The sequence below is a fragment of the Streptomyces sp. KPB2 genome (genome assembly GCF_003950055.1).
In the GTDB taxonomy this organism is placed as follows: domain Bacteria; phylum Actinomycetota; class Actinomycetes; order Streptomycetales; family Streptomycetaceae; genus Streptomyces; species Streptomyces salinarius.
This window is the reverse complement of the sequence record NZ_CP034353.1, coordinates 2,760,561-2,771,555: the sequence shown is the minus strand read 5'-3', so window position 1 is coordinate 2,771,555 and position 10,995 is coordinate 2,760,561. Positions and strand designations below refer to the sequence as shown.

At 73.5% G+C, this 10,995-nt stretch carries 11 protein-coding genes; 1 reads left to right on the top strand and 10 read right to left on the bottom strand.

What is annotated here, in order from left to right; all coding sequences use genetic code 11:
* The first annotated feature begins 36 nt into the window (after positions 1-36).
* Positions 37-1,299, top strand: coding sequence for a styrene monooxygenase/indole monooxygenase family protein (locus tag D1J63_RS11920; RefSeq protein ID WP_125628877.1), 1,263 nt, complete (start codon positions 37-39; stop codon positions 1,297-1,299).
* Positions 1,300-1,510: 211 nt separating this feature from the next.
* On the opposite strand, the gene D1J63_RS11915 is transcribed toward D1J63_RS11920, so the two are convergent.
* The 10 genes from D1J63_RS11915 to D1J63_RS11870 form a co-directional block, all read right to left on the bottom strand.
* Positions 1,511-2,647: a C40 family peptidase gene (locus tag D1J63_RS11915; RefSeq protein ID WP_125628876.1), complete on the bottom strand. Its 1,137-nt coding sequence runs from the start codon at positions 2,645-2,647 to the stop codon at positions 1,511-1,513.
* A 103-nt stretch (positions 2,648-2,750) separates the two neighbouring features.
* Positions 2,751-3,074: a hypothetical protein gene (locus D1J63_RS11910; RefSeq protein ID WP_125628875.1), complete on the bottom strand. Its 324-nt coding sequence runs from the start codon at positions 3,072-3,074 to the stop codon at positions 2,751-2,753.
* A gap of 66 nt (positions 3,075-3,140) precedes the next feature.
* Positions 3,141-3,794: a TetR/AcrR family transcriptional regulator gene (locus D1J63_RS11905; RefSeq protein WP_125628874.1), complete on the bottom strand. Its 654-nt coding sequence runs from the start codon at positions 3,792-3,794 to the stop codon at positions 3,141-3,143.
* Positions 3,795-3,842: 48 nt separating this feature from the next.
* Positions 3,843-4,781: a diiron oxygenase gene (locus tag D1J63_RS11900; RefSeq protein ID WP_125628873.1), complete on the bottom strand. Its 939-nt coding sequence runs from the start codon at positions 4,779-4,781 to the stop codon at positions 3,843-3,845.
* A 147-nt stretch (positions 4,782-4,928) separates the two neighbouring features.
* Entirely contained in the window at positions 4,929-5,435 is a 507-nt protein-coding gene (locus tag D1J63_RS11895) for a DUF3291 domain-containing protein (protein WP_125628872.1), read from the bottom strand.
* Between the two features lie 45 nt (positions 5,436-5,480).
* The gene (locus D1J63_RS11890) at positions 5,481-6,938 is read right to left on the bottom strand and encodes a penicillin-binding transpeptidase domain-containing protein (protein ID WP_125628871.1); all 1,458 of its coding nucleotides are present in this window, start codon (positions 6,936-6,938) and stop codon (positions 5,481-5,483) included.
* Entirely contained in the window at positions 6,935-8,296 is a 1,362-nt protein-coding gene (locus D1J63_RS11885; protein WP_164712808.1) for an FtsW/RodA/SpoVE family cell cycle protein, read from the bottom strand. The genes D1J63_RS11890 and D1J63_RS11885 overlap by 4 nt, the downstream gene beginning before the upstream one ends.
* A gap of 43 nt (positions 8,297-8,339) precedes the next feature.
* A complete protein-coding gene (locus D1J63_RS11880) occupies positions 8,340-8,786 on the bottom strand; it encodes an SH3 domain-containing protein (protein WP_125628870.1) in 447 nt (148 codons plus the stop codon).
* Positions 8,787-8,923: 137 nt separating this feature from the next.
* Entirely contained in the window at positions 8,924-10,168 is a 1,245-nt protein-coding gene (locus tag D1J63_RS11875; protein ID WP_125628869.1) for a HAMP domain-containing sensor histidine kinase, read from the bottom strand.
* Positions 10,165-10,977: a hypothetical protein gene (locus D1J63_RS11870; RefSeq protein WP_125628868.1), complete on the bottom strand. Its 813-nt coding sequence runs from the start codon at positions 10,975-10,977 to the stop codon at positions 10,165-10,167. Before D1J63_RS11870 ends, D1J63_RS11875 begins: the two co-directional genes overlap by 4 nt.
* Positions 10,978-10,995 lie beyond the last annotated feature (18 nt).

Here is a 10,995-nt window from a genome sequence, read left to right as displayed (position 1 = left end):
TCGCTCAGACGCCCTCGACCAGGAGACGGAAACCGCATGCGGAAGATACTCGTCGTCGGAGCCGGCCAGTCCGGTCTCCAGCTCGCCCTCGGCCTGCAGTCGCACGGCTACGAGGTCACCCTGATGTCCAACCGGACCGCGGACGAGATCCGCACCGGCCGGGTCATGTCGACGCAGTGCATGTTCCACACGGCGCTCCAGCACGAGCGCGATCTCCAGCTGGACTTCTGGGAGTCCCAGGCCCCGAAGATCGAGGGACTCGGCGTCTCGGTTGCGGCCCCCGGCTCCTTCGACCCGGGCCCCTCGCAGCGCGCGATCGACTGGCTGGGCCGCCTCGACGGCTTCGCGCAGTCGGTCGACCAGCGGGTGAAGATGGCCGGCTGGATGGAGACCTTCGCCCAGCGCGGCGGCCAGCTCGTGATCCACGGCGCGGCCGTCGGCGACCTCGACTACTTCTCCCGCGCCTACGACCTCGTCCTGGTCTCTGCGGGCAAGGGCGAACTGGTCCAGATGTTCGGCCGCGACGCGGAGCGGTCGCCCTACAGCGAGCCGCAGCGCGCCCTCGCCGTCGCCTACGTCCACGGGATGGGCCCGCGCCCCGAGCACCCGGAGACGGAGGCCGTGCGCTGCAACCTGGTGCCCGGCGTCGGCGAGATGTTCATCATGCCGACGTTCACCACCTCGGGCCGCGCCGACATCCTGTTCTGGGAGGGCATACCCGGCGGCCCGCTGGACGCCTTCAAGGACGTCAAGGACCCCTCGGAGCACCTCTCCCTGACCCTGGAACTCATGGAGAAGTTCCTCCCCTGGGAGTACGCGCGGGCCACCAAGGTCGAACTGACCGACGCCGGCGGCACCCTCGCCGGCCGCTACGCCCCCACCGTCCGCAACCCGGTCGGCCGCCTCCCCGGCGGCGGCGCGGTCCTCGGCGTCGCCGACGTGGTCGTCGCCAACGACCCGATCACCGGCCAGGGCTCCAACTCCGCGTCCAAGTGCGCCGCCTCCTACCTCGCGTCGATCATCGAGCACGGGGACAAGGAGTTCGACGAGGCCTGGATGCAGCAGACCTTCGACCGCTACTGGGAGACGGCCCAGCACGTCACCAAGTGGACCAACACCATGCTGGCCCCGCCGCCGGAGCACATCCTCAACCTGTTCGGCGCGGCGACGCAGCTCCAGCCCATCGCCGACCGCTTCGCCAACGGCTTCAACGACCCGTCGGACTTCGAGAACTTCTTCTACGACCCGGCGAAGACCGAGGGCTACCTGGCCGAGGTCTCGGGCGCCGCGGGCGCGTAGGTTTCCGGCGGCCGGGCGGGGGAACACCCGGCAATCACCCGGCGGACACGCGCCGCGTTCGTCGCTGACTCCGATGCCGCCGGGCCGGGCGGACGACGTGCGGCGCGGCGACACCGGCGCACGGGTCCTCCGTCTCTCGCGGGCGCGGACACGCCCGCGGAGCGCATGGGCACGGCTGCCGTTTCGGCGTCCGCCGTCCGCGGGGCCGAAGTCACCGAGCGGGCCCCGAGGCCGCGTACCCCTCGTCCGACCCGTCCGTCGCCCCCGCGGGGAGCCTCGGGGGCGTGTAGCGCCGTACGGGCTCCCCGCCGGGGTCGGGCCGTACGGCGCCGAGCACCGGGTTGGCGGCGATCGGCGAGACCTTGACGTCGGCGCCGGGGCGGGGTGCCTGGACGACCATGCCGTCGCCGAGGTACAGCGCCACGTGGGTGGCCTCCGGGAAGTACACGACCAGGTCACCGGGGCGCAGCCGATCCAGCGGCACGTGCTCCAGCCGCGCCCACTGCTCCTGGCTGGTCCGGGGGATCGGGGTCCCCGCCCGCTCCCAGGCCACCGAGGTCAGCCCGGAGCAGTCGTACGACGCCGGGCCCTCGGCGCCCCACTCGTACGGCTTGCCGAGCTGCTCCACCGCGAAGCGCACCGCCCGGTCGCCCTCGGCGGACGGTTTGGCGTCGTCGCCGAGCGCGCCGGAGGCCAGGAAGCGCTCCTGCTGCTCGGCGATCCCGCTCTGCTCCAGCTCCGCCAGCGCGGCCAGTTGCTCGGGGGTGAGCGAGGCGAGCAGCTCCTCGACGGCGCGCAGCCGTTCGCGCACGCCGTCCCGTTCCCTCTCCTGGCGTTCGGCGAGGGAGGCCTGCCGGGCCAGCGCCTCGCGCGAGCGCCGGGCCAGCTCCTCGGCCTTCTTCTCGTCGCCCGCCAGGCGGCCCACCGTCTCGACCCGTTCCCGGGCCAGCCGGCCGATCACATGACCCTGGTCGATCGCGTGCTGCGGGTCGCGGGCCAGCAGCAGCCGCAGGTAGGGGGAGAGGTCGCTGCGGTTCTGGTACTGCTGCCGGGCCAGCCGTCCGGCCGCGCCGCGGCTGTCGTGCAGGGACGTGCGGGCCCGCGCCAGCTCTTTGTCCAGCCGCCGCACCTCGGCGCGCTGCTTGCGCAGGCGCTCCTCGGTGCCGTTGTAGGTCTCGGTGGCCCGCTCCGCCTCCCGGTACAGCCGCTGAAGGTCCGTCAGCAGGCCCGCCACGGTGCGGTCTTCGGTCGTCGCGGGTGCCGGTTCGGCGGCGGCGGGCACGGGCGCGAGGACGATCCCGGCCGCGAGCGCCGCCGTACACGCCAGACGCAACAGCCTTCCTGACACCTCATCACCTCCCGTGCGAGGCGGTGGGTCCGCCTCGCACGGCGAGCATGTGGCGGGTGCGCGGGCTTCGCGCGCCGAGTGTGCGCGGATCGGCGCAACGGGGTCACCCGTCCGCGTCGTCCGGCTTGCCGTGCGGCGTGGCGTCTGGATCGGCGGTCGCCGGGCGGTCCGGTTTCGACCACGGCCACTTCCGGTCGGAGCCCTTCCGGCCCGAGGGGTCGTACGTGTACTTCCACCGGGCGAACCGCAGCCCGCCCCGGGGGTCCCGGGGCTCCCTGCGGTACACGAGCACGGTGGGCGGGCCGCCGTCCGGGTCCGGTACGGGGATGCGGTACGTCTTCGGCGGGTGCCCGGTCATCCCGACCAGGACGGGCAGCACGCGTCCGTCCATGGGGCCGCCCTCGAAGGGGGTGTCTTCGCTCTTCACGGGACCAGTGTCGGCGATCGGCGCGGCGGCGGTGGCCGGCGCCGGGCCGGTGGCCGGCGTCCGGTGTCAGAGGTCCGCCGACAGTGCCTCGACCAGGGCCGCGGTCTGCGGGTCGCGGCGGGCGGTGACCGTCAGCACGGCGAGGAACTGCTCCACCAGCCACTCCCGCAGTTCGTCGAGGGGCGGCTGCTTGTCCTCGTCGAGCCAGATCAGCGAGGCCGCCTCCACCGCCGTGATCCACATCCGGACCGTCATCCGCAGCCGGGGGCCGGGCTCGGCGACGTCCAGGTGGCTCATGATGTGGTCGGCGGCGGCCCGGCGTACGCCGTCGACGATGCCCGAGGTGTGCGAGGTCTCGACCACGCTGCCGCCGCGCAGCAGGGCGCTGAAGCCGGTGTCGTGCTCGTCGACGAAGGCGAGGTAGCGATCCAGGGCGCGGGAGAGCCGGGCCAGCAGCGGGCCCACGCGGGGCTCGTCGAAGCACAGGCGCAGCTCGTCGGCGGCGGAGCCGAGCGCGGCCTCGTACAGCTGCTGCTTGCCGCCGGGGAAGTACCGGTACACCAGCGGCCGGGAGACCCCGGCCTGCTCGGCCACGTCGTCCAGGGAGACCTCCTCCGGGGGCCGGTGCGCGAAGAGGGCGAGCGCCGCGTCCAGCAACTGGAGGCGGCGCTCTTCGACGCTGAGGCGGCGGTAGGCGGGGGTGGAGGCCTGCGGATTCATGTCCGCAGGGTAACCGCGCGGCCCGGCGCCGCGGGGCGGCTGAGGGGCTTACGCCAGCAGCCCCGAGGACCGCCACAGCTTCCGGCCGGCGCCGCGCAGGACGCCGATGTCGTCCAGGAAGTCCGTGAGGCGCTTCGCGCCGGTCTGCATGATCTCCTTGCGGTGGCCGCTGGCCTGGACCTGGGCCAGGGCCTCCCGCTTGTCCAGGCCGACGTTCGTGTAGACCTCGGGGTTGATGAAGGCCTTGGAGAAGACGCGGGCGAATTCGCCGGAGGTGACCCTGGTGAACTCCTGCGACCACTTCGGGGCCGTCACCATCTGCCGGCGCAGCTCCTCACGGGCGTAGCGCACGTGCCGGGCCTCCTCCACGACGTGGATGCGCGTGACGCCCCGGATCAGCGGCTGGACCCGCTCGTCCGGGAAGGTCAGCCGCTGCATCCAGTCCAGGACCTCCTCGCCGAGCAGCGTGGCGGTGAAGGAGCCGGGCGTGGTGGAGATCGTCTTGAAGAGGCGGCCGAGGTGCTGGTGGACCGGGCTCACCGGGTACCACGGGGTCTCGCCGCGCGATATCAGCCGGGCGAACATCTTCGAGTGCCGGCACTCGTCCTCGATCTCGGTCAGCGCGTAGCGCACGTGGGCGCTCGTCGCCGCCTTGTCGTAGACGTGCCGGACCAGGAGCTGCATCAGGATCAGCTCGAACCAGATGCCGAGCGAGGCGAGCGCGGCGGCCTCGTGCTGGGAGAGCAGGATGCGCTGCTCCTCGCTCATCCGCTGCCACATCGGGGTGTCGTACAGCGACACCAGCTCCGGCGGCCAGAACCACTTGCCGTCCTCGAACGGCGCGTCCCAGTCCAGCTCCTTGTCCGGGTCGAAGGAGTGCTTGGCGGACGAGTCGAGCAGCCGTTCGGCCACCTGCTCCCGGTCCTTGAGCAGGCCGAGCGCGTCGCGCAGGCCCTCGAGCGCGTCGGCTTCCGTCAGGGTCGTCATGGCTGTGTCCCACCTCGTCGAACGGATCGTGTTACCCGCGGTCACTCCAGCGTGCTGCGTCTTATGAGACTGCGTGTCAGCAAGCTCGTCAATCCCCTGCGCGGAACTTGTTGACCACGAGTAAAGAAGTGAGACGTGTTCAGGTTCCTAGCGCGAGCAGCCCAGCCCCTCCGGCACCTCGCCGAGTACGGGCTCCGACGCCCCCGCCGGATAGGACGTCCGCAGGGTGAAGGCGTACGGCGTCGGTCCGTGGGTGCGCAGGTGGAGCAGCCGGGACTCGGCCTCCGCGACCGTCGGGCGGTGGCCCGCCGGCACCCACCACAGGGCCGTGACGGCCTCCGCCAGCCGCTCGAACCACTCGCGCCGCCGTGCCAGCATCTCCCGGTGCCGCCCCTGGTACATGAATGCCGTCAGCGCGTTCGCGTCCCGCCAGACCGTCAGGTTGACGATCAGCCAGGAGTCGCCGAAGACGGGGATGTCGGTCGCGTCGCCGCCCTCGCTCTGCAGGCGCCAGACGAAACCGTCCGCCGCGTCGGCGGACGCGTTCACCGGGTCGAGCGCGTCCACGAAGTCCTTCAACTGCGGTGAGTCCAGCGGGGCCTTGAGGCGGGCGATGTTGACCTGGGCGAGTTCGTACACGGCGTCGTCAGTCATGGACCGAACGTTAGGTCGGGCCGCTCGGGAGGCGGTACCCCCGTCTCATCCAGCGAGCACCGCCTCCATCACCCCCCGGGCGATCGGCGCCGCAAGACCGCCCCCGCTGATGCCCTCCCGGTCCGCCGCCGAGCCCTCGACCACCACCGCCACCGCGACCTTCGGCTCCATGTCCCCCTCGCCCCGCGCCCAGGAGATGAACCACGCGTACGGCGTGCCCGAGTTGCCGACGCCGTGCTGGGCGGTGCCGGTCTTGCCGCCCACGGTGGCCCCCGGGATCGCGGCCTTCGCGCCGGTGCCGTTGGCCACGACGCCCGTCATCAGCTCCTTGAGCAGGGCCGCCGTCGAGGGCCGCATCACCTCCCGGGAGGGACGCGACCCGGCCGCCGCCACCAGGCTGCCGCCCGCCCGCAGCGTCCGCTCCACCAGATACGGCGAGCGCACCTGGCCGCCGCCCGCCACCGCCGCCGCCACCATCGCCATCTGCAGCGGCGTCGCCCGGGTGTTGTACTGGCCGATCGACGACAGGCCCAGCTGCGCCCGGTCCACCGTCGTGTCGAAGGTGGACCGCGCGACCGGGAACGGGACCCGCAGCCCGTCGTCGTTGAAGCCGAAGGCCTCGGCCATCGCCGTCATGCCGCGCACGCCCACGTCCACGCCGAGCTTGGCGAACACCGTGTTGCAGGACCACTCGAACGCCTCCCGCAGCGAGGCGTCGAGGCACCCGTCGGCCTCGTTGGTGAGCTTCGTCCGCGTCCCGGGCAGGGTGTACGGGTCGGGGGAGCGGGTCGGTGCGTCCAGGTCGCGGATCACGCCCGCGTCCAGCGCCGCCGCCGCGGTGACCACCTTGAACGTCGAACCCGGCGGATAGGTCCGGCTCACCGCCCGGTTGAGCATCGGCTTGTCCGGGTCGGCGTTCAGCCGGTTCCAGGCGCGGGTGGCGGCCGCGCTGTTGCCGGACAGCAACTGCGGGTCGTAGGACGGCGTGGAGACCAGGGCCAGGACGCGGCCCGTGGCCGGCTCGATCGCGGCCACCGCCCCCTTGCGCCCGCCGAGCCCTTCGTACGCCGCCCGCTGCGCGGCCCCGTCGATCGTCGTCACGACGTCGCCGCCCGGGTTGTGGGCGCCCGTGACGTCGTTCCACAGCGGCAGCGGCGCGAGCATCGGGTCGGCGCCGGACAGCAGGCCGTCCTCGGCGTGCTCGAGGAACGTCGTCCCGTACGCCTGCGACGCGAAGCCGGTGATCGGCGCGTACATCGGTCCGTTCGCGTAGGTCCGCTCGAAGCGCAGGTGCTCGCCGGTGTCCCGGGAGCCGGTGACCGCCTTGCCGCCGACCAGGATGTCGCCGCGCGGCTGCTGGTAGCGGGCGATGTCGGGGCGGCGGTTGGCCGGGTTGTCGTCGTACTCCGGCTTCTGCACGATCTGCACCCGGGCCGCGTTGACCACCAGCGCGACCAGCAGCAGCGCGCAGAAGACGGCCGCGTGCCGGATGTTCCGGGTCACGAGGGCGTCCCGCGCCGGGCCGCGTGGCTCACCCGGATCAGCAGTGCCACGATCGCCCAGTTGGTGACGACCGAGGACCCGCCCTGCGCCAGGAACGGCATCGCCATCCCGGTCAGCGGGATCAGCCCGGTCACCCCGCCCGCGATGACGAACACCTGGAGCGCCACGATCGAGGAGAGCCCGACCGCCAGCAGCCGCCCGAAGGGGTCGCGGGCGGCCAGGCCCGCCCGGTAGCCGCGCTCCACCAGCAGCCCGTACAGCAGGAAGACGGCGGTCAGGCCGAGGAAGCCCAGCTCCTCCCCGGCCGTCGCCAGGATGAAGTCCGACTTGACGGCGAAGCCGATCAGCACGGAGTGGCCGAGGCCGAGACCGGTGCCGGTCACCCCGCCCGCCGCGAAGGCGAAGAGGGACTGGGCCAGCTGGTTGGGCCCCTGACCCGCCTCGATGGACGCGAAGGGGTGCAGCCAGTCCTCCACCCGGCTGTGCACGTGCGGCTCCAGCCAGCCCACGGCCACCGCGCCCAGCGAGGCCAGCACCAGGCCGACGGCGATCCAGCCGGTGCGGCCGGTGGCGACGTAGAGCAGGACCACGAACAGGCCGAAGAAGAGGAGCGAGGTGCCCAGGTCCCGCTCCAGGACCAGGACGCCGACGCTGACCAGCCACACCGCCACGATGGGGCCGAGGACCCGGCCGGTGGGCAGTTGCAGCCGCCACACCCGGCGGCCCGCGTACGCCAGCGCGCTGCGGTTGGCGGCCAGGTAGGCGGCGAAGAACACCGCGAGCAGCACCTTGGCGAACTCGCCGGGCTGGATGGAGAAGCCCTCGATCCGGATCCAGATGCGGGCGCCGTTGACCGCCGGGAAGAAGATCGGCACGGTGAGCAGGGCGAGCGCGGCGGCGACGCACACGTAGGCGTAGCGCTGCAGGACGCGGTGGTCGCGCAGGAGCAGGACGACCACGATGAACAGCGCGACCCCCAGCGTCGACCAGACCAGCTGGGTCGGGGCCGCCCGGTCGCCCGGCGTCTCCAGGTCGAGCCGGTAGATCAGCACCAGGCCGAGGCCGTTGAGCAGGACGCCGATGGGCAGCAGCAGCGGGTCCGCGTACGGGGCGCGCAGCCGTACCGCCAGATGGGCGAGGAGTGCGAGCACCCCGAGCCCGGCGCCGTAACCGGCGGCGCCGGGCGGGAGGGCGTCGTGCTGCGCGAGACCGACGTTGCAGTAGCCGAACACCGACAGCAGGACGGCCATCAGGATCAGCGCGAGTTCGACGCCCCGGCGCCGGGGGAGTCGGGCGACGGGAGCGGGGGTGTCCGCCTGTGCCACGGTGAGTCCGGTTCCGGTTCCGGCCTTGGTCATGTCCGGAACTTACCCAAATGGTGTGGTCTGCGCGCCGTCTTGCTCAGCACCAGCGCGGCGCGGGGCCGATGTTGTCGATGTAACGGGCCGCGCCCCAGGCCCAGGTGCCGTCCGTGAGGAGGTACCAGAGGGGGTTGCCCTGCACCTTGCTGCCGGGCGTCTTGCAGTAGATGGAGACGACCTCGCCCCGGCGGGCGTAGCGGATGACGTCCGAACCGCGGGTCGGCGAGGTGTGCAGCGCGAGCCGGTTCGCCGTCACGACGCCCCGGTAGCGGCCCTGCTCCTGGCGGTCGTCGCCCCCGCCCCACGCGTCGCCGCCGTTTCCGCCTCCGGTGACGCCGGACGTGGAGCCCGTCTCGCCGCCGCCCCAGTCGTCGTTCGCGACGGCGGGCGTGACGGCGACGGCGGTGGCGAGCGCGCCGGCCGCGAGGGCGGTGGCGAGGCCCCGGACCAGGGGAGAGCGCGAGGGCGGTGCGGACACGAGCGACATGGGAGTACCTCCCGGGAGCGAACGGGTTTTCAGGTGTCTTCGGGTGTCTTCGGGTGTCTTCGGATGACTAACCGCCACATTAGGAGCGCCCAGGACGCATCGCCCGCCGCACTGAGCCATCGGGGAAGGTGTCGTGGTCAGGGCTGCTGAGGCAGTGTCAGCCGGGCCAGCGCCCCGCCGTCCGGCGGGTTGGTGAACTCCAGCCGCGCCCCCAGCACCTCGGCCTGCCCCAGGGCGATGGTCAGCCCCAGTCCGTGCCCCTTGGTCCCGCCCTCGGTGCGAAAGCGCTGCGGCCCGTGCGCGAGGAGGTACTCCGGATAGCCGTCCCCGTGGTCCCGCACGGTGATCACCGCACCGTCCACGGTCAGCACCACCGGCGCCCGCCCGTGCCGGTGCGCGTTCGCGACCAGGTTGCCCAGCACCCGCTCCAGGCGCCGCCGGTCGGTCTCCACCCGCGCGTCCCGTACGACGACCACCCGGGTGTCCGTGCCCGAGCCCCGCACCACCCGCCGGGCCAGCGCGCCCAGTTCCTCCGGCTCCGTCGCCGGCCGTTCCCGCCCGCTCTCCAGCCGGGAGATCTCCAGCAGGTCCTCGGTCAGCGTGCGCAGCGCCGCCACCCGGTCCCGCACCAGTTCGGTGGGGCGGGACGGCGGCAGCAGCTCGGCCGCCGCGTGCAGGCCGGTGAGCGGGGTGCGCAGCTCGTGCGCCACGTCGGCGGTGAAGCGCTGTTCGGCCAGCAGCTTGCCCTGCAACGACGCCGCCATCGAGTCCAGCGCGGCGGCGACCGACGCCACCTCGTCCTGCGCGCGCGTCGGATCCTGCGCGCGCGGATCGCCGACCCGGGCGTCGAGGTCCCCGGCGCTGATCCGCCGCGCCACCCGCGCCGTCGTGTGCAGCCGGCGCGTCACCCGCGTCACCGCGAAGGCGCCGACCAGCAGCGTCGCCCCGATCGCCAGCGCCGACGCCCACACCAGCGTGCCGTCCAGACCGTCGATGGTGGCCTGACCCTGGGAATGGTCGACCCGCACCGCCAGCGCCCGGCCGCCGTCGGCGGGGCCCGCCGCCCACATCGTGGGGCGCCCCTCGTACTCGGCGACCATCGTGCCGCGCCGGCCCGACACGGCCAGCTCGCGCAGTCGAGGCGGCAGCCCCGGCGGATCGAGGCCGGCCCCGCGCCGCAGCGGGTCGCCCGCCTCGTAGGCCTCCGTGGCGTCCCGCAGCCGGGACAGGGCCACGTCACGCGCCTGCCCGACGGTCCGGTCGGTCACCGAGACGTGCACCAGGACGCCGAGCAGCGCGGCGAGCGCGCAGCACATCACGGTGATGAACACGGCCGCCCGCACCGCGAGCGGTCCGGCCCACCGGGGAAGGGCGAGCCTCACCGGGCGCCCGCCGGGGACGACGAACCGGAGGACGGCGAGGCGGAGGCAGGCGAGGACGAGGCTGAGGGCGAGGGGGACGGCGACGTGGACGGACGCTTCGTGTGCCGTCCGCCGTCGTCGGTGCGCAGCATCTCGTCGCTGGTCAGCAGCATGGCCCGCTGATCGGCGTCCCAGGTCCACTGCAAGCGGTACTCGTAGCCGGCCACCTCCGAGGGCGAACGCACGATCACCGTCCGCCCGGCCAGCTCGACCGCGCTCACGGCGTCCTCGTAGGACATGACCCGCACGAGCCGGTCCTTCTCGACGGTGTAGACGCGCACGGCGGTCAGCTTCTCCGGCAGCAGCCGGAACCCCAGGGTCATCTCGGGGCGCCCGTCGCCGGTCAGGTCGCGGTAGTACGGCCGCAGCACCGGGCAGCGGCCCTCCCCGGCCCCGTCCGCGCCGCAGTCCGCCATCCGCACGGACGTCTCGTGGTACGGCGCCTTCGCGCCCGCGTAGTCGTCCGGGTGCGCGGCGATCTCGGCCCCCACCGCGGCCACCGGGTCCGCCCTGCGGATGTCGCCGCCGGGCACGGCGACGCCCTCGACCACCGCGTGCTCCACCTCGCCGATGTCGTACGCCGGACTGGACGCCGGCGTCAGCCCGGGCCAGAGCCGGGCCGGATTCCGCGCGGCGGGCGTCGCCCCGGCGGCGCGCAGACCGCCGGTGTCCCCGCAGGCGGCCAGCGCACCGGCGGCGGCCGCGGTCGCCAGGAGCAGCGCGAGGGCGGCGGGGACTCGGGCGGGGCGCCCGCGGCGGCTCGGGGGCACTGCACTCCTGGGGTCCGG